This is a genomic window from Pseudomonas sp. REST10, from assembly GCF_029542605.1.
Classification (GTDB): domain Bacteria; phylum Pseudomonadota; class Gammaproteobacteria; order Pseudomonadales; family Pseudomonadaceae; genus Aquipseudomonas; species Aquipseudomonas khazarica.
Window position 1 is genome coordinate 2,571,468 of record NZ_CP035677.1, and the last position, 19,343, is coordinate 2,590,810.

13 protein-coding genes are annotated in these 19,343 nt (G+C 60.8%); all 13 read left to right on the top strand.

Annotated features, from left to right (window positions below):
* The first annotated feature begins 99 nt into the window (after nucleotides 1-99).
* The 13 genes from EWH21_RS12170 (at nucleotide 100) to EWH21_RS12230 (ending at nucleotide 19,300) form a co-directional block, all read left to right on the top strand.
* The gene (locus EWH21_RS12170) at nucleotides 100-1,329 is read left to right on the top strand and encodes an MdtA/MuxA family multidrug efflux RND transporter periplasmic adaptor subunit (RefSeq protein WP_277698419.1); all 1,230 of its coding nucleotides are present in this window, start codon (nucleotides 100-102) and stop codon (nucleotides 1,327-1,329) included.
* Nucleotides 1,326-4,418, top strand: a complete 3,093-nt coding sequence (locus tag EWH21_RS12175; RefSeq protein WP_152488655.1) for an MdtB/MuxB family multidrug efflux RND transporter permease subunit — start codon at nucleotides 1,326-1,328, stop codon at nucleotides 4,416-4,418. Before EWH21_RS12170 ends, EWH21_RS12175 begins: the two co-directional genes overlap by 4 nt.
* A gap of 94 nt (nucleotides 4,419-4,512) precedes the next feature.
* Nucleotides 4,513-7,617 (top strand): multidrug efflux RND transporter permease subunit, encoded by a 3,105-nt coding sequence (locus EWH21_RS12180; RefSeq protein WP_277698420.1) that lies wholly within the window; start codon nucleotides 4,513-4,515, stop codon nucleotides 7,615-7,617.
* Nucleotides 7,614-9,125 (top strand): efflux transporter outer membrane subunit, encoded by a 1,512-nt coding sequence (locus EWH21_RS12185; RefSeq protein WP_277698421.1) that lies wholly within the window; start codon nucleotides 7,614-7,616, stop codon nucleotides 9,123-9,125. Before EWH21_RS12180 ends, EWH21_RS12185 begins: the two co-directional genes overlap by 4 nt.
* A 197-nt stretch (nucleotides 9,126-9,322) precedes the next feature.
* Nucleotides 9,323-11,425 (top strand): type I secretion system permease/ATPase, encoded by a 2,103-nt coding sequence (locus tag EWH21_RS12190; protein WP_277698422.1) that lies wholly within the window; start codon nucleotides 9,323-9,325, stop codon nucleotides 11,423-11,425.
* Nucleotides 11,422-11,910: a glycosyltransferase gene (locus EWH21_RS12195; RefSeq protein WP_277698423.1), complete on the top strand. Its 489-nt coding sequence runs from the start codon at nucleotides 11,422-11,424 to the stop codon at nucleotides 11,908-11,910. Before EWH21_RS12190 ends, EWH21_RS12195 begins: the two co-directional genes overlap by 4 nt.
* Nucleotides 11,911-11,936: 26 nt before the next feature.
* Complete coding sequence (locus EWH21_RS12200) at nucleotides 11,937-12,638, top strand: hypothetical protein (RefSeq protein WP_277698424.1); 702 nt, start codon at nucleotides 11,937-11,939, stop codon at nucleotides 12,636-12,638.
* 14 nt (nucleotides 12,639-12,652) lie between these two features.
* Complete coding sequence (locus EWH21_RS12205; protein ID WP_277698425.1) at nucleotides 12,653-13,060, top strand: hypothetical protein; 408 nt, start codon at nucleotides 12,653-12,655, stop codon at nucleotides 13,058-13,060.
* Nucleotides 13,061-13,284: 224 nt separating this feature from the next.
* A complete protein-coding gene (locus EWH21_RS12210) occupies nucleotides 13,285-13,917 on the top strand; it encodes a hypothetical protein (RefSeq protein ID WP_277698426.1) in 633 nt (210 codons plus the stop codon).
* A 433-nt stretch (nucleotides 13,918-14,350) separates the two neighbouring features.
* Nucleotides 14,351-15,022, top strand: coding sequence for a hypothetical protein (locus EWH21_RS12215; RefSeq protein ID WP_277698427.1), 672 nt, complete (start codon nucleotides 14,351-14,353; stop codon nucleotides 15,020-15,022).
* Nucleotides 15,023-15,062: 40 nt separating this feature from the next.
* Nucleotides 15,063-15,422 carry a hypothetical protein gene (locus EWH21_RS12220; RefSeq protein WP_277698428.1) on the top strand — a complete coding sequence of 120 codons (360 nt, stop codon included), beginning with the start codon at nucleotides 15,063-15,065 and terminating at the stop codon, nucleotides 15,420-15,422.
* Nucleotides 15,423-15,500: 78 nt separating this feature from the next.
* Nucleotides 15,501-17,789 (top strand): calcium-binding protein, encoded by a 2,289-nt coding sequence (locus EWH21_RS12225; protein WP_277698429.1) that lies wholly within the window; start codon nucleotides 15,501-15,503, stop codon nucleotides 17,787-17,789.
* Between the two features lie 140 nt (nucleotides 17,790-17,929).
* On the top strand, nucleotides 17,930-19,300 hold the full coding sequence (locus EWH21_RS12230) for a calcium-binding protein (protein WP_277698430.1): 1,371 nt from the start codon (nucleotides 17,930-17,932) through the stop codon (nucleotides 19,298-19,300).
* Nucleotides 19,301-19,343 lie beyond the last annotated feature (43 nt).

Sequence of the window (19,343 nt, forward strand, 5' to 3'; positions counted from 1 at the left end):
TTACGTAAGCGCAGCGTAAATAGCCGGTAAATGGGCTTTGCTTGACGCGGGCGAGTGCTTATCGTTCCGACTCCCAGAAAAAGTGATCCCACGCCTGCCATGTCGAACGTTTCTCCATCCTCCTCGAATACCTCTCGCCAGTGGCTGATCGGCCTGGCACTGCTCGCTTTGTCGCTCGTGCTGCTGTGGTGGTTCTGGCCGAGCGAGCCACAGAAGCAGCAGATGGGGCGGGGCCGCTTCGGTGACACGGGACCGGTCCCGGTGCGGGTGGCGCCGGTGGTGCAGGGTGACTTCGCCATCGAGCTCAAGGCGCTCGGCACGGTGACCTCCTACAACACGGTCAACGTGCGTTCGCGCGTCGACGGCGAGCTGGTCAAGGTGCTGTTCGAGGAGGGCCAGCAGGTCAAGGCTGGCGACCTGCTGGCAGTGATCGACCCGCGTCCTTATCAGGTGGCGTTGCAGCAGGCACAAGGCGCGTTGCAGGAAAACCAGGCGCAACTGAAGAATGCCGAACTGGACCTGCAGCGCTACAAGGGGCTCTACGCCGAAGACAGCATCGCCAAGCAGACCCTCGATACCCAGCAGGCGCTGGTCAACCAGTATCGTGGCAGCCTGCAGAGTAACCAGGCCGACGTGGCCACGGCCAGGTTGAACCTGGATTTCACCCAGATCCGCGCGCCCATCGCTGGACGCCTGGGGTTGCGCCAGCTGGACCTCGGCAACCTGGTCAGCAGCGGCGATACCACGCCGCTGGTGGTGATCACCCAGGCCGACCCGATCGCGGTGATCTTCACCATTCCCGAAGGGGGTCTGCCGGCGGTGCTCAAGCGTCGCAACGAAGGCGCGACCCTGGCCGTCGAAGCCTGGGATCGCGGTGAGCGCCTGCGCCTGGCCGAGGGCGTGCTGGAGAGCCTGGACAACCAGATCGACACCGCCACCGGTACGGTCAAGCTCAAGGCGCGTTTCGCCAACGCCGAGCAGATGCTGTTCCCCAACCAGTTCGTCAACGTGCGCCTGCGCGTGGAGACCCGCGAGGCCGCCACCATCATTCCGTCGGCTGCCGTGCAGTTCGGTACCCAGGGCACCTTCGTCTACGTGGTCGACAGCGACAGCAAGGTCAGTGTGCGCCAGGTGACGATCGCCGCCAGCGATGCCGAGCGCAGCATGGTGGCTGGAGGCGTTCAGCCCGGCGAGCGCCTGGTGCTCGAGGGTACCGACCGCCTGCGCGACGGCAGCCAGGTCGAGGTGATCGACGCCAGCGCCACGCAGGCCGGCGACGGGGCAGGCAAGGGCAAACCGGGCAAGGCCGCAGCGCGGAACGACGCATGAACATCTCGCGCCCGTTCATCCTGCGGCCGGTCGCCACCACGCTGCTGATGGTGGCGATCTTCCTCAGCGGCCTGATCGCCTATCGCCTGTTGCCGGTGTCGGCCCTGCCGGAAGTGGACTACCCGACCATCCGCGTACTGACCCTCTATCCAGGCGCCAGCCCGGACGTGATGACCAGCGCGGTGACGGCGCCGCTGGAGCGCCAGTTCGGGCAGATGGCCGGCCTCAAGCAGATGTCCTCGACCAGCTCCGGCGGCGCCTCGGTGATCACCCTGCGCTTCAACCTGGAAGTGTCGCTGGCGGTGGCGGAGCAGGAGGTGCAGGCGGCGATCAACGCGGCGAGCAACCTGCTGCCCAGCGACCTGCCGGCGCCTCCGGTGTACAACAAGGTCAACCCCGCCGATACCCCGGTGCTGACCCTGGCGGTCAGTTCGACCACGCTGCCGCTGCCGCAGATCAACGACCTGGTCGATACCCGCCTGGCGCAGAAACTGGCGCAGACCAGCGGCGTGGGCCTGGTGACCCTGGCCGGCGGGCAGCGTCCGGCGGTGCGCATCCGGGTCAATCCCGAGGCGCTGGCGGCCTATGGCCTGAGCCTGGCCGACGTGCGCACGCTGATCACCGCCAGCAACGTCAACCAGCCCAAGGGCAACTTCGACGGGCCGACGCGGGTTTCGCAGCTCGACGCCAACGACCAGTTGAAGTCGGTGGACGAGTACCGCGAGCTGATCCTCACCTACCAGGACGGCGCCGCGCTGCGCCTGAAGGACGTCGCCGAGATCGTCGATGGCGCCGAGAACGAGCGCCTGGCGGCCTGGGCAAATCGCAACCAGGCGGTGCTGGTCAACGTCCAGCGCCAGCCCGGCGCGAACGTGATCGACGTGGTCGACCGCATCCAGACGCTGCTGCCACACCTCACCGAAGGCCTGCCGGCGAGCGTCGAAGTCAAGGTGCTCACCGACCGCACGCAAACCATCCGCGCCGCCGTGCGCGACGTGCAGCACGAACTGCTGCTGGCCATCGCTCTGGTGGTGATGGTGACCTTCCTGTTCCTGCGCAAGCTGTCGGCGACCATCATCCCGTCCATCGTCGTGCCGCTGTCGCTGATCGGCACCTTCGCGGTGATGTACCTGGCCGGTTTCACCATCAACAACCTGACGCTGATGGCACTGACCATCGCCACCGGTTTCGTGGTCGACGATGCCATCGTCATGCTGGAGAACATCGCCCGCCATCTGGAGGAGGGCGAGACGCCACTGAACGCCGCGCTCAAGGGGGCCCGGCAGATCGGTTTCACCCTGGTCTCGCTGACCCTGTCGCTGATCGCCGTGCTGATTCCGCTGCTGTTCATGGCCGATGTCGTCGGCCGCCTGTTCCGCGAGTTCGCCATCACCCTGGCGGTGGCGATCCTGATTTCCCTGGTGGTGTCGCTGACCCTGACGCCGATGATGTGCGCGCGCCTGCTCAAGGTGGAACGGCCCGAGCAGGAAGGGCGCTTCTACCACCTGGCGGGCGGCTTCATCGATGCCATGATCGAACGCTACGGGGTGGGCCTGTCCTGGGTCTTGCGGCATCAGGCGCTGACCCTGCTGGTGGCCGTGGCGACCCTGGGCCTGACCGTGCTGCTCTACCTGGCGGTGCCCAAGGGCTTCTTCCCGGTGCAGGACACCGGCGTGATCCAGGGCATCTCCGAGGCGCCGCAGTCGGTGTCCTTCACTGCCATGAGCGAGCGCCAACAGCGCCTGGCCGATGTGATCCTGCGTGATCCGGCGGTGGCCAGCCTGTCGTCGTCGATCGGCGTGGACGGCGACAACCCGACGCTCAACAGCGGGCGCCTGCTGATCAACCTGAAGACCCATGCCGAGCGCGATGTCACCGCCAGCGAGGTGATCGAGCGGCTGCGTCCGGAGCTGGCGAAGGTCCCCGGTATCGAGCTGTACATGCAGCCGGTGCAGGACCTGACCATCGAGGATCGCATCAGCCGGACCCAGTTCCAGTTCACCCTGGAGTCGCCGGACAACGACCTGCTGGAAACCTGGACACCGCGCCTGGTCGAGGCGCTGCGTGAAGAGGAAGCGCTGACCGACGTCGCCAGCGACCTGCAGAACCGTGGCCTGCAGGTATACCTGGATATCGACCGCGACGCCGCCGCGCGCCTCGGCATCAGCGTCGGCGATATCGACGATGCGCTGTACGACGCCTTCGGCCAGCGCCAGATCAGCACCATCTATACCCAGGCCAGCCAGTACCGCGTGGTCCTGGAAAGCCGTGACGGCGGGCGTATCGGCCTGGCCGCGCTGCGCCAGATCCATGTGCCCACCACGGATGGCCTGCAGGTGCCGCTGTCGTCCCTGGCGCACATCGAGGAGCGTCCGGCCAGCCTGCTGGTCAACCACATCGGTCAGTTCCCCGCCGTGACCCTGTCGTTCAACCTGGCGCCCGGCGTTTCGCTCGGCGAAGCCGTGGCGGTGATCGAGCGCGTCGAGCAGGACATCGGCCTGCCAGGCGGCATCAACACCCAGTTCCAGGGGGCGGCCGAGGCGTTCCGTGCGTCGCTGTCATCGACCCTGCTGCTGATCCTGGCGGCCATCGTCACCATGTACATCGTGCTCGGCGTGCTCTACGAGAGCTACATCCACCCGATCACCATTCTCTCCACGCTGCCGTCGGCCGGGGTCGGCGCCTTGCTGGCCCTGCTGCTCACCGGCAACGACCTGGGGCTGATCGCGATCATCGGCATCATCCTGCTGATCGGCATCGTCAAGAAGAACGCGATCATGATGATCGACTTCGCCCTGGAGGCCGAGCGCAACCAGGGCATGGCGCCGCAGGACGCCATCTACCAGGCGGCCCTGCTGCGTTTCCGGCCGATCCTGATGACTACCCTGGCGGCGCTGTTCGGTGCCATTCCGCTGATGCTGGCCTCGGGCTCCGGTGCCGAGCTGCGCCAGCCGCTGGGCCTGGTGATGGTCGGCGGTCTGCTGCTCAGCCAGGTGCTGACGCTGTTCACCACGCCGGTGATCTATCTGTACTTCGATCGGCTGTCGCGCCGCGTCAGCGGGCGCAGCGGTGCCGGGGTGTCGGTATGAGCGACAAGCCTCAAGCGGCAAGCCGCACGTTGAAGACGGTCCGCTGCCAGGCGTTTGCTTCTCGCTTGCAGCTTGAAGCGTGTGGCTTCGTGCTATGAATCTTTCTGCCCCCTTCATCCGTCGCCCGGTGGCGACCTTGCTGCTGAGCCTGGCGATCATGCTGCTCGGTGGTGTCAGCTTCGGCCTGCTGCCGGTGGCGCCACTGCCGCAGATGGACTTTCCGACCATCACCGTGCAGGCCAGCCTGCCTGGCGCCAGCCCGCAGATCATGGCTTCCACCGTGGCCACGCCGCTGGAGCGCTCGCTCGGCAGCATTTCCGGCATCAGCCAGATGAACAGCCGCAGCAGCCAGGGCAGCACGCGGATCATGGTGCAGTTCGACCTGGACAAGGACATCAATACCGCGGCCCGCGAAGTGCAGGCAGCGATCAACGCGGCCCGCGACCTGCTGCCCAGCGGCATGCGTACCATGCCCACCTACCGCAAGATCAACCCGTCGCAGGCACCGATCATGGTGCTTTCGCTGACCAGCCCGAACCTCGACAAGGGCCAGCTGTACGATGTGGCCTCGACCATCCTCGCGCAGAAGCTGGCGCAGGTCGGTGGCGTGGGCGAAGTCCAGGTCGGCGGCAGCTCTCTGCCTGCCGTGCGCGTGTCGCTGGAGCCGCGCCTGCTCGATCACTACGGCATCGCCCTCGACGAAGTGCGCCAGACCATCGCCTCCAGCAACGCGCTGCGCCCCAAGGGGGCGGTGGAGGACGAGCAGCGTCGCTGGCAGGTGCAGGCCAGCGACCAGCTGGCCAAGGCCGCCGACTACATCCCGATGATCATTCGCTATCAGGATGGCGCCGCCGTGCGCCTCGGCGACGTGGCCACGGTGACCGATGGCGTCGAGGACCGCTACAACAGCGGCTTCTACAACAACCGCGAGTCCGTGCTGCTGGTGATCAACCGGCAGAGCGGGGCGAACATCCTGCAGACCATCAGCGATATCCGCGAGCAACTGCCGGCGTTGCGCGAGGTGATCCCCGCCAGTGTCGAGCTGCAGGTGGCGATGGACCGTTCGCCGGTGATTCGCGCGACCCTGCATGAAGCCGAGCAGACCCTGCTGATCGCCGTCGGCCTGGTGATCCTGGTGGTGCTGGCGTTTCTCGGGCGCTGGCGGGCGGCGCTGATCCCGGCGCTGGCGGTACCGGTTTCGCTGATCGGCAGTTTCGCCGCGATGTACCTGCTGGGGTTTTCGCTCAACAACCTGTCGCTGATGGCGCTGATCATCGCCACCGGCCTGGTGGTGGACGATGCCATCGTGGTGCTGGAGAACATCGCCCGCCACATCCACGATGGCGAAACACCCATGGCGGCGGCCCTGAAGGGCACGCGCGAGGTCGGTTTCACCCTGCTGTCGATGAACCTGTCGCTGGTGGCGGTGTTCATTTCCATCCTGTTCATGGGCGGCATCGTCGAGCGCCTGTTCCGTGAGTTCTCCATCACCCTCGCGGTGGCGGTGGTGATCTCCCTGCTGGTGTCGCTGACCCTGACGCCGATGCTCTGCGCGCGCTGGCTCAGGGCCGAAGACGAACAGTCGCGCAGCCGCCTGCAGCAATGGGGCGACCGCGTGCAGAGCCGGGTGCTGGCTGTCTACGGGCGTACGCTGGACTGGGCCCTGCGCCATTCGCTGCTGATGCTGCTGAGCTTCATCGCCACCATCGCGCTCAACGTCTACCTGTTCGTCAGCATTCCCAAGACCTTCATGCCGCAGCAGGACACCGGCCAACTGATCGGTTTCATCCGTGGCGACGACGGCCTGTCGTTCCAGGTCATGCAGCCGAAGATGGAGGCCTTCCGCAAGGCCGTGCTGGCCGACCCGGCGGTGGACAGCGTGGCCGGCTTCATCGGCGGCAGCGGTGGCATCAACAATGCCTTCATGATCGTGCGGCTCAAGGCCATCGGTGAACGCGGGCTGTCGTCGCAGGAGGTGATCAACCGTCTGCGCAGGGAAGTGCCCAAGGTGCCGGGTGGCCGCATGTTCCTCATGTCGGATCAGGATCTGCAGATCGGCGGTCGGGAAGGGCGCAGTTCGGAGACCGAGTACATGCTCCTCTCCGATGACCTCGATGCGCTGCGCGAGTGGTTGCCCAAGGTGCGCGATGCGTTGCGGGCGCTGCCCGAGCTGACTGACATCGATGCCAGCGAGAATGACGGCGCGCAGCAGATCCGCCTGGTAGTCGACCGTGAGACGGCTAAACGCCTGGGCGTGAACATGGTCATGATCACCTCGGTGCTCAACAATGCCTTCAGCCAGCGCCAGGTGTCGACCATCTACGAAGCGCTCAACCAGTACAGCGTGGTCATGGAAATCGACCCGCGCTATGCGCAGTACCCCGAGGCGCTGGATCAGATCCAGCTGATCACCGCCGACGGCGCGCGCGTGCCGTTGTCCACCTTCGCCCACTGGGAACGCAGCCTGGAGGAAGACCGGGTCAACCACCAGGGCCAGTTCGCCTCCGAGAACATCGGTTTCGCCCTGAGCGAAGGCGTGAGCCTGGACCAGGCCAGCCGGGCGATCGACGATGCGGTGGCGCGGCTCGGCCTGCCCACCGAGGTGCAGGGCACCATGGGCGGTACGGGCGCCGCCTTCCAGCAGACCCAGGGCAATCAGCCGTTGATGATCCTGCTGGCGCTGGTGGTGGTGTACATCGTCCTCGGCGTGCTCTACGAGAGCTACGTGCATCCGCTGACCATCCTCTCCACGCTGCCTTCCGCCGGTGTCGGGGCCTTGCTGGCGTTGCAGCTGGTGGGGATGGAATTCAGCCTGATCTCCCTGCTGGGGCTGTTCCTGCTGATCGGTATCGTCAAGAAGAATGCCATTCTGATGGTCGACCTGGCGCTGCAGCTCGAGCGCGGCGAACGGCTCGGCCCGCAGGAGTCCATCCGCCAGGCCTGCCTGCTGCGCTTCAGGCCGATCCTGATGACCACGCTCGCCGCCATTCTCGGTGCCTTGCCCCTGGTGCTCGGCAGCGCCGAAGGCGCGGAGATGCGCCAGCCGCTGGGCATCACCATCGTCGGCGGCCTGGTTCTCAGCCAGCTGCTGACGCTCTACACCACCCCGGTGGTTTACCTCTATTTCGACCGCCTGCGCCATCGCGTCAATCGCTGGCGCGGCGTGCGTACCGATGCTTCGTTGGATAATCCGCTATGAAACCCGTCCAGTTCCCAGATGTTTTTCCTCCTGCTCGTGCGCTCCGGGCCGGGCGCCTGCCGCGTTCCTGCAGCCTGATCCTGCTGCTCGGGCTGCTGGCGGGCTGCGCCCTCGGCCCGGACTATCAGCGCCCCGAACTGAGCACGCCGGTACAGTTCAAGCAGGTCGAGGGCTGGACCTCGGCGGCCCCGGCCGATGCCCTGGCGCGCGGCAACTGGTGGGCCCTGTACGGCGATGCCGAGCTGAACGCGCTGGTCGAGCGCCTGCAGCTGTCCAACCAGAACCTGGCGGCAGCCGAGGCTCAGTACCGCCAGGCGCGCGCACTGGTGCGCGGCGCCCGGGCCAGCTTCTACCCGACACTGTCCGGTAGCGCCGGGGTGACGCGTTCGGGGCAGGGCGCCTCGGGAACGAACAGCAGCACCAGCGCATCGGGCATCAGCAAGAGCTATGACCTGAGCCTCAGCGCGGCGTGGGAACTGGACGTCTGGGGCAAGCTGCGCCGTGGCCTGGAGGCCAGTCGTGCCGAGTTCGAGGCCAGTGCCGCAGATCTCGCCGCCGCGCGCCTGAGCCTGCAGAGCGAGCTGGTGCAGAACTACCTGCAACTGCGGGTGCTCGACGAGCAGTCGCGCCTGCTCGATGCCACGGTCGCCGCCTATGCACGCTCGTTGCGCCTGACCGAGAACCAGTACCGCGCCGGCATCGTGCCGAAATCCGACGTGAGCCAGGCCACCACCCAGCTCAAGAGTACCCAGGCCCAGGCCATCGACCTGCAATGGCAACGCGCGCAGCTGGAGCATGCGATCGCCGTGCTGGTGGGTGTCAGCCCGGCGCAGTTGTCGATCGCGCCGCGCGAAAGCCTGCCGGCCTTGCCGGCGATACCGCTGGCGCTGCCCTCGCAACTGCTGGAGCGTCGTCCGGACGTGGCGGCCGCCGAGCGCCGGGTGATGGCCGCCAACGCACAGATCGGCGTGGCCGAAGCAGCCTGGTTTCCCGATCTCAGCCTCTCCGCCACGGGCGGTTATCGCGGTAGCAGCTTCGCCGACTGGATCGAGGTACCCAACCGCTTCTGGTCGCTTGGTCCACAGCTGGCACTGACCCTGTTCGACGGCGGCGCACGGCAGGCCGAGCTGGAACGCACCGAGGCCGCCTACGACCAGACCGTGGCCGAGTACCGCCAGGCCGTGCTGGACAGCTTCCGCGAAGTGGAGGACTACCTGGTGCAGCTGCGCGTGCTGGAGCAGGAGAGCGGGGTGCAACAGGAGGCGCTGGATGCCGCGCGCGAAGCGCTGCGCCTGATCGAGAACCAGTACCGTGCCGGTACCGTGGACTACAACAGCGTGGTCACCGTGCAGGCGACGGCATTGAGCAACGAACGCTCGAACCTCACGCTACTGGGCAATCGCCTGCTGGCCAGCGTGCAACTGATCGCGGCACTGGGCGGCGGCTGGCAGGTCGAGCAGCTAGATAGTCCTGCGCCCATCAGCTCCCGCGGAGAGGCGCTGCGTTAGGCCATGTTCCTGCTTCGCATGTAGGCAGGGCGCGGTGCTTGATCAGCGTTCAGTCGACCTGCTCAGGTCATTTATTTGCGTTATCTGGGTCACATTCTTCGATGGAAAGGTTGACGAGATCGCAAATGCTGCTCTAAGTAGAAAATCTTGGCCATGCAGACGCTGGTCATGTCTACAGCCGTTTCAGGGATGAAACCATGGCCAGTGACGATTCGAACTCCAAGGCTGACAGTGAGCTGGACTCAGGGCTTGCGAGCCTGGTCATGCTGGCACGCTTCCACAATGTAGCGGCCTCCCCGGAGCAACTTGCTCATGAATTCGCCGAAGATGGCCGTGCTTTCGGTCGTGCCGAGTTGTTGCTCGCGGCGAAGAAGCTCGGCCTCAAGGCCAAGTCCGCACGCAGTTCCATCGAGCGCCTGCCGCATGTCCCGTTGCCTGCAATCGCGGCTGATCAGGATGGCCGCTACTTCATCATCGCCCGTATCGATGAAGGCAAGAGCCAGGTTCTGATTCACGACCCGCAGGCGCAGCGCCCCGAGGTCCTTTCGTTCGAACAGTTGCAGGCGCGCTGGGCGGGCGAGCTGGTCCTGATTCGCTCCGAAGCCTCCCTGGCGGGCGAGCTGTCGCGTTTCGACTTCACCTGGTTCATTCCCGCCATCGTCAAGTACCGCAAACTGCTGGGCGAAGTGCTGCTGGTGTCGTTCGTGCTGCAGATCTTCGCGCTGCTCACGCCGCTGTTCTTTCAGGTGGTGATGGACAAGGTGCTGGTGCACCGTGGCCTGTCGACTCTGGATGTGATCGCCATCGGCCTGCTCGGCATCATGATCTTCGAGACTCTGCTGTCGGGCTTGCGCAGCTATGTGTTCGCGCATACCGCGAGCCGCATCGATGTGGAGCTGGGGTCGAAGCTGTTCCGCCATCTGGTGACCCTGCCGCTGGCGTATTTCCAGGCCCGTCGGGTGGGGGATTCGGTGGCGCGGGTGCGTGAACTGGAGAACATCCGCAGCTTTCTCACCGGCAATGCCATCACGCTGATCCTCGACGTGCTGTTCTCCGTGGTGTTCATCGCGGTGATGTTCTACTACAGCGGCTGGCTGACCCTGGTGGTGATTCTGTCGCTGCCGCTGTATTTCCTGGTGTCTCTGCTGATCACCCCGGTCCTGCGCGCGCGCCTCAACGAGAGTTTCTCTCGGGGCGCGGAGAACCAGGCCTTTCTGGTGGAAACGGTCAACGGCATCGATACCCTCAAGGCCATGGCGGTCGAGCCGCAGATCAACCGCAAGTGGGACAACCAGCTCGCGGGCTACGTAGCTGCGAGTTTCAAGACGCAGAACCTTTCCATGTTGGCCAATGAAAGTGTTGGTTTCATCGGCAAGCTGGTCACCGTGGCCACCCTCTGGCTGGGCGCGCGCCTGGTGATCGAGGGCGACCTGACGGTCGGCCAGTTGATCGCTTTCAACATGCTGGCCGGGCGGGTCTCACAGCCGATCATGCGCCTGGCCCAGCTGTGGACCAACTTCCAGCAGACCGGCGTCTCGGTGCAGCGCCTGGGCGACATCCTCAATACCCGTACCGAGCTGTCCCAGGCCACCCGTAGCGCGCTGCCACCGCTGAAAGGGCAGATCGAGTTCGATCAGGTGCACTTCCGCTACCGCCCGGATGGCTCGGAGATTCTGCGCGGCATCAGCTTGCACATTCAGGCTGGCGAAGTCATCGGCGTGGTCGGTCGCTCCGGCTCGGGCAAGAGCACCCTGACTCGCCTGCTGCAGCGCCTTTATACGCCTGAACGCGGCCGGGTGCTGGTCGACGGCATGGACCTGGCCCTGGCCGATGTCTCTTCCCTGCGCCGACAGATCGGTGTGGTGCTGCAGGACAACATGCTGTTCGCCCGCAGCATCCGCGAGAACATTGCGCTGACCGACCCCGGTGCGCCGATCGAGCAGGTGATGCAGGCGGCGAAGATGGCCGGCGCCCATGAATTCATCCTGGAGCTGTCGGAGGGCTACGACACCGTGGTCGGTGAACACGGCGCCTCGCTGTCCGGGGGGCAACGCCAACGTATCGCCATCGCCCGCGCACTGATGGGCAACCCGCGCATCCTGATCTTCGACGAGGCTACCAGCGCCCTGGACTACGAGTCCGAACGCATCATCCAGCAGAACATGCAGGCCATCTGCAAGGGTCGCACGGTGATCATCATCGCTCACCGCCTGAGTGCGGTGCGCGACGCCAACCGCATCCTGGTGTTCTTGCGGCGCATCCCACTTGTCAGGTGGTGGTCATCGGTGGCGATGACGTGAGCTACGGCAGTAAACCCAAAGATGCCCCTAATTGGCGTACCAAGATGTTGCGCGAGAATCAGGTGGATTTGAGTCGGGTGCATTTTCTTGGAAAAGTGCCTTACGCCACCTATAAGAAAGTGCTGCAGATTTCTGCCGTGCATCTCTACCTCACTTATCCCTTTGTGCTGTCTTGGTCGCTACTGGAAGCCATGGCTAGTGGTTGTTTGATCGTCGCTTCCGATACCGCACCGGTACGCGAGGTGATTCGTGATGAGAAAAACGGCTTTCTAGTGGATTTTTTCAAACCAGACGAGATTGCTAGTCGAGTTCTGTCGGGGCTGGGTAATTCAGGGGGGGGTAAGAGGTTGCGTGAGGCTGCTTATATCGCTGCGCAGTCCTACTCCACTGAGTATGGAACCCGTCATTACGTTCATACAGTCCTGGAAAACATTCGAGTTTGTACTTTGGTCGAGATGGCTGATGGTGAATTGGCTGTATATTGAAATTAGGCGATAGCTTGGAGAAATAAGTGGCGATGAAGAATGGCAAGAAGTTAGGGTTATTTGTACTGGCTATTGTGGCATTAATGGTGGGTTTGGTGCTGTTCTATGGTGACCGGGTTGTGATCTCTTTTTATGGCGGGGGATTGGTGTTCAATCACTCGACGAGTATGCGTGAGCATAGAGTCTCTGTTGGTGACACGGGTTTCTGTGTTGCAAAATCCTATTTCGTTTTTTCCAATTCTCTTCATCCTGGCTCGAATGTTGGGCTTATTTTGGCTGCAGAACTTGAAGGTCTTGAGCCATGGAATGTTTACTTGGAACGCATCGATTTTTATGAGAATAAAAAAAATTTATCAAAAAAGGAGGTTAAGGAGGTAAATAGAAAAAGAATCGATATGGAAATTGGTTACTTGCGGGACAAAGGAGAGGTTGTCGATATGCTCTGGAGGGAGCGAATGAAAGGGGCGAAAGAAAGTAAAGAGGGGGGATACGTTAGGTTAGTGTCAGATAGTCCATTGGCTGCGAATTACGAATATTATTTAATGCCTGAGGGGCGCGCGGATTACTCTCATGTAATTGGGTGTAACCAAGGGGCTAGGTGTAGGTTGGAGTCCCGCTATAGCGATGCCATTTGGTACAAAGTTGATTTTGACGAGTCAGTACTTGAGATTGTTGGGAGTATTGAGTCGCGTGTGCGTGAATTCATGGAACATTCTATTTGTGATTAGATGAGGGCGAAGATATGGCACTTTCACTGGATGATGTTGCCGGGTTGGCACAGAAACTTGCCGATGGGGATCGAGGTGGGTTCTATTGGGAGTGCTACAGGCTGACTGGTGAATACCAGGCTTTAATTCAAGGGCAAATTACCACCTATAGCGGTACTTGGGGTGGAATGGCCATGGTTGGAAACTATCTCGCCAAGCTGACTGATCAAGAAAATTATGATGTAACACTAGATAAGTTTTCCACGCTAATTATTGCGGGCACTTTGGGTGCTATCGCTCGCGATGATGATGGTGTCCTTGATAAGCTTGAAATGCAGATTTCTGATTATGAGACGTGGCAATCTCTAGGCATGGAGGAACTGTTTCCAGTTCGCTATGGATGGGCTTCAGAGGAAAAGGGGGCAGATTTATTTTTGATCTAGAAAATAAATCTGTCCCCTTTTTTTGCTTTTTTATGTCCCCTTTTTTATTCGAAGTAGAGTCTATGCACAAGTAATTCAGGGGGGTTAGGGTTTCAGGCAGAAATCGCAGCTTGATAAGCTGAAAGGAAGGAGTTGACCTCAAGTGAGGGGATGGGTTGCTGGTGGGGCAGGTGTCATAGTTGGCTGCGAGTGTTTTGTTAATTATGTGGCCGGGGTAGTTGGATATGAATGTTTCTTTGCGGGGGGGTATACGTTTAGCTCTTGTGGTTGTTGTTATTTCTGTGGTGACTTTGGCTGGTTATTCTTGCTATTTGGGTGCATTTTCTGGCGCGGGCAACAAGCTGCCTGTCGCTGAAAATATTCTGGGGAGTCACAGGTTTGTTATCTCTGATAAAATTTTTTTAGTGCCTGGGAGATATGTTCAAAGCTATGGGGTTGCATCTGATGGGGCGTTGAATAGCTTTGTTATTCGATTGCGCGTATTAAAGGGGCGTGGCGAGGCAGAAGTAATTGTCAGTGCAGATCGGAGGTCGAAGGAAGCGATCGAAAAGTACTGGTATAGAAATGTTTATCAGTATTTCAGGCCGCGACTATCCGCCTGGGAGAAGACTGGTAAGCAAGGCGGTGGGGAAATAGAGTCAAGTGGCGGACGTTCCTTTTTGATAAAGGATAATAGAGTTTTACGTATGCTTCGCTGTAGTGTTCGCATATGTAGGGTGTTCGTTGCGTATTCGGATAACTTAACACTGTATATTGTTTTTGAAAAAAAATTACAGCTAGATTGGCTGGATTTGACAGAGCAATTGATGCTGGAGATTTTGTACTTTGAACAGTCCGGTCGGGCGCTAGGGAGATAACTGAAGCTATGGGCGAAAACCGCGGAGAAGAAAAGGGGACAGATTTATTTTTGGTCTATTTTTGATCTAGAAAATAAATCTGTTCTTGTCGGTCCCATTTTTTGTCGATAGCGCGCCGGTACGCGAGGTGATTCGCAATGATAGAAACGAATTTCTAGTGGTTTTTTTCAAGCCAGACGAGATTGCAAGGCTAATTCTGTCGGGGCTAGGTAATATAGGGAGTAAGAGGTTGCGTGATGCTGCTTATATAGCTGTGCAGTCCTACTCTACTGGTTATGTTGTCCGTAATTACTCTCAGGAAGTTCTGGGGTATTCGAGGTTGTGCTTTGTTCGAGATGGCTAATGATGAGTTGGATATGTACTGATTTATGCCATTTTGTTCTCTTATTTATATATAGAAGCAGCTGTCTGTAGGGCGGTACGAGGAAGACAAATGAAATTTTTTTCAAGCTCTTATGGGGGGCTTTGTAAGTATCTTCTGCTTGTAGGTGTAGCTCTGTGCATTGTTTTGTCAGTACTTTGGTTTTTGTGGGGTTCGCGTTTCCTATTCGTTACTCCTCCACCTGTTCGCACCAATACCTTACCGCCTGATGAAGAATTAATTTCTTATTTCTACCAGCGTCGAGCAGATATAGAAGAGTTGGTGCGTCGATACAGAGACTATGTCCCGCCACCTGGTAAGGAGCATGGTGAGTGGGAGAAGTTGGGCAATACGCCTGATCTCTTGAAGCAAGCTGGAGTGCGATATATTACGCCGATATATCCAACATGGCTGCCTGAGCCATACTCTTTGGAGGCGCGGCAGCGTGATAGGGGTATGCTGAGCAATTGGCGTGAATCGGCACAGTATCGCACTCTTTCTATTCAGCCACTTGATATGAGATTTTACCAAAATATTGTGTGGAAGGATCTGGTTTTTATGCCCGTAGTTCCGCGCATAGAAAACGGCAAACTGATTGGGCCTATTGATCATTTAGGTAGAAATCACCTCTCTCGCATATTTTCCACGCTAAACAACGAGCCGTCGGATGTGGAGCGCGATACCTGTGCCTTGCGCCAAATTGAGTCGCAATGGTTTGTTCGGATGTGCAGAGTTATTCGCTAATATAAAAGGGCTTGGTAATGGACTTCAAGTTTCTTATGTGTTGAGCGGTGAAGGTGATACATACCGTCCCGATACGCTTGCGTATATTTCCGGGCAAGGCGTTTCTTCGGGGATCAATACTGTCGCTAGTATCCTCGGTATTTCCGCAACCGCTATTGCGGGAGCTATGGCGGAGGAGGCGGACAGCTATTACCGGCGCTCATGGCGCGTTGACACGCTCGACCAATACGCGCTTTCTGCAGTGGCCGTGGGGTCGGATGCGTGGCAAAAACTATGGTTTGCGATAAAGATGGGGCCTGACTCTGCTGATGCCTGGCGGGAGTGGTATGCGGCAGAGTTGCAAGCTGTTCGCATTCATGAGGATTGGGAGATTGCCTACACGACCTATTTGGGTATTTAAGGAGAAGGGGGCAGATTTATTTTTGGTCTATTTTTAGTCTAGAAAATAAATCTGTCCCCTTTTTTCTTTTTTGTGGTGGTGCTCAACCAGACCAGCGGCGACCAGTTGCGCATTCAGGGCCAGTTCTCCTACCTGGCCGGTGTGGCCGGGGCGACGGCCATCGAGCAGTTCGTGTTCGACGGTGGCACCACTTGGGACTACGAGGCGATCAAGCTCAAGGCGCTGGAAGGCACTGCGCAGCACGACACCATCTACGGTCACGCCGACGACGACACGATAGAGGCCGGAGTCGGGAACGATCTCGTGTACGGCCAGGATGGCAACGACGAAATTCATGGCGGAGAGGGGGCCGATACGCTCTACGGCGGTAACGGAAACGACCTGTTGGCCGGAGGCACTGGAGACGATTTGCTCGATGGTGGTCTGGGCGACGACAGCCTGTACGGTGGTGCCGGTAACGACACGCTGCAAGCAGGTGGTGGCGACGATGTGCTTGATGGTGGTACCGGCAATGATCGGCTGGAGGGTGGCGCAGGCAACGACCAGTACCACTTCACCGCAGGCTGGGGTAGCGACCTCATCATCGACAGCGCAGGCAGCGACAGCGTGCAGTTCACCGGCGTGGCGCCGGCCGATATGCTGCTGCGCCGCGATGGCGTCGATCTGGTGGTGCTCAACCAGACCAGCGGCGACCAGTTGCGCATCCAGGGCCAGTTCTCCTACCTGGCCGGTGTGGCCGGGGCGACGGCCATCGAGCAGTTCGTGTTCGACGGTGGCACCACTTGGGACTACGAGGCGATCAAGCTCAAGGCGCTGGAAGGCACTGGGCAGGACGACATCATCTACGGTCACGCTGACGATGACCTGATCACTGCGCAGGCTGGCAATGACCTCGTGTACGGTCAGGATGGCAACGACGAGATTCACGGCGGCGATGGCGCCGATACGCTCTACGGCGGCGACGGTGATGACCTGATCGATGGCGGCGCTGGTGACGACCAGCTCGACGGTGGCTGGGGCAACGACACCCTGCAGGGTGGTGAAGGACACGACCTGCTGATCGGTGGCGGTGGCTTTGACGAGCTGTATGGTGGTGCGGGCAACGATACCCTCCAGGGGCATGGTCTGCTCGACGGTGGTGATGGCGACGACCTGCTCGAAGGCAGTGGCGAACTGCTCGGCGGTGCCGGCAACGACACGCTGCTCGGTCAGGGCTTCGACACTTTGCGTGGTGGTGCCGGCGACGACGTGCTGGAGGCCTACAGCAACGCCTGGAATCAGGGCAGCAATATCTTGGAAGGTGGCACCGGCAACGATACGCTCTATGGCTCGTTCGGCGACGACACCTACATCTTCAACCTGGGCGACGGCCACGACCTGCTGATCGAGCGCCGACCTGGAGAGGCCTACAGCAACATCGAACCGAGCACCGATACCCTGAGTTTCGGCGCCGGCATTGCCGCAGGCGACCTGGGTTTCGTGCGTCGTGGCAACGACCTGATCATCGAGCATGCCAATGGCAGCGACTCGATCACAGTGCAGAACTGGTTCCAGGAGCCCACCGACCACTTCAAGCTGGAGCATTTCCTGTTCGCCGACGGCAGTGAGCTGAGTCAGGCTGACGTGGAGAATCGGGTGATCTGGCAGGGCACCTCCGGAGTCGACAGTTTCATCGGCTACCGCGACCTCGACGATCATATCCGTCTGGGCGATGGCGATGACAAGGCCTGGGGGCGTGCTGGCAATGATCTGATCCATGGCGAAGGTGGCAACGACTATCTGGAAGGCGAAGCCGGCAACGACACCTTGTTCGGTGGCAGCGGCAACGACCAGCTCGACGGTGGTGCTGGCAATGATCTGCTGGTCGGCGGCACGGGCGACGACAAGTACATCTATGCGCCGGACGGCGGCGCAGATGTCATCGACAACAGCGGCGGTGGCTACGATAGTGTGTTCTTCACCAACGGTATCGGTCAGGATCGCCTCACCTTCGGTCGCGACGGCGACGATCTGTTGATTCTGGTCGATGGCGACCCGGCCCAATCGGTGCACGTGCTCGATCACTTCCTGGGCGGCGACAAGGCTATCAGTTACGTGCAGCCCTTTGGCGGCTACCTGCTGACCGCCGAGCGCATCGCCCATATCGTCGCTGCACAAGGCGTGGCGGGCGATTTCGAGGCGTTGATCGAAGGCACGGCCGCCGGCGAGCAATTGGCTGGCTACGACGGCCGTGACCTGCTGCGTGGCCTGGCGGGCAACGACACATTGTTCGGCATGGGCGGTGATGACCAGATCGAAGGGGTGACGGCAACGACTACCTGTCGGGTGGCAACGGCCAGCACAACGGCTCGGGCAACGACCTGCTGATCGGCTGCGCGGGCAACGACACCCTGGCCGGCGAGGATGGCGACGATACCCTGATCGGCGGTGCCGGCGACGATGCCTACTACTACCGCGCGAATGGTGAGGTAGATATCGTCGACAACAGCGGTGGCGGCTTCGATGGTGTGTTCTTCCTGGACGTGCCGCGCAGCCGCTTAAGCTTCCACCGCGATGGCGATGATCTGCTGATCCTGGTCGACAGTGACCTCGGCCAGCAAATGCGTGTGACCAACCACTTCCTGGGCAGTGATTACGCCATCGATTACGTGCAACCGGATGGTAGCAACTACCTGACCACCGCCCAGATCGCTGCCCAGCTCACGGCGCTGCCCGATGGTAGCGGCAGCGAGGAACCAGGCGAGCCCGGAGGGCCAGGGGAACCGACCGATCCGGGCAACCCGGGAGGGCCGGGAGAGCCGCCCGTGGCGGGTATGGGTGGCGATGACCTGCTGGTTGGTACTGCAGGCAACGACATCCTGCTCGGTGGCGCCGGCAACGACACCTTGAACGGTGCGGCGGGCAACGACACCCTGATCGGCGGTATCGGTGACGACACCTATGTCTACACCGCTGGTCAGGATGTGATCGAGGAGATCGGTGGTGCCGACACCCTGGTGTTCGCCGGTGGCATCACCTTCAACCAGGTGGCCTCCGGCCTGATGAAGTCCGGCAACGACCTGGTGCTCAACGTCAGTGGCGGTAGCGACAAGGTGACGATCCGCAACTGGTTCCTTGGTGGCGACTATGTAGTGGACACGATCACCTTTGCCTCGGGAGGACAGCTCACTGCTGCCCAGCTGTTCGGTGCTTTCGGCCTAAGTAACCCCGATCCAGTTGGCTCGCCGGCTTACCAGAACCTGCCCGACGAACGTGCGTTCGGCACCGTGTTGGCCGGGCAATCTGGTGACCAGCGTGTTCTCGGCTCATCCGATGACGACATGATCGACGGCGGTGCAGGCAACGATATCCTGCGTGGCAACACTGGTAGCGATTACCTGATCGGTAGAGCCGGGAGCGACACCTACATGTTTGCTCTCGGGGACGGTCAGGATGTGATCAACAATCTGTCCAACACCCCGGATACCGACACTGATGTACTGAGCATCGAAGATATCGCCCGCGAGGATCTGTGGCTGTCACGTAATGGCAGCGACCTGGTGATCGATGTGTCGGGTTCGGAGGACAGCATCACTATCCAGGACTGGTATACCAACCCAGCCCAGCAGCTTGACCTGATCCAGGCTGGTGGGTCGTCGCTGTATGCGAATCAGGTGGATAGCCTGGTTAACGCCATGGCTGCTTTCGGTGCACCAGCAGGTGGCGAGATCGAACTGACGCAGACACAGCGTGATCAGTTGAATGCGGTGATTGCGGCCAACTGGCAGCAACAGCTGCTGCATGTGAAGGCGCCCGTTCTCGGCCGAGAGCGGGCGCCTTTTTGTGTCATCTATTTCTTGGAATGGCTCTGCCCCTGCATAGTCAGAGGCGGACGGTGACTGCGAAGAGCGAGACGCTGCCGTTGCCATGATGTTGCATTCT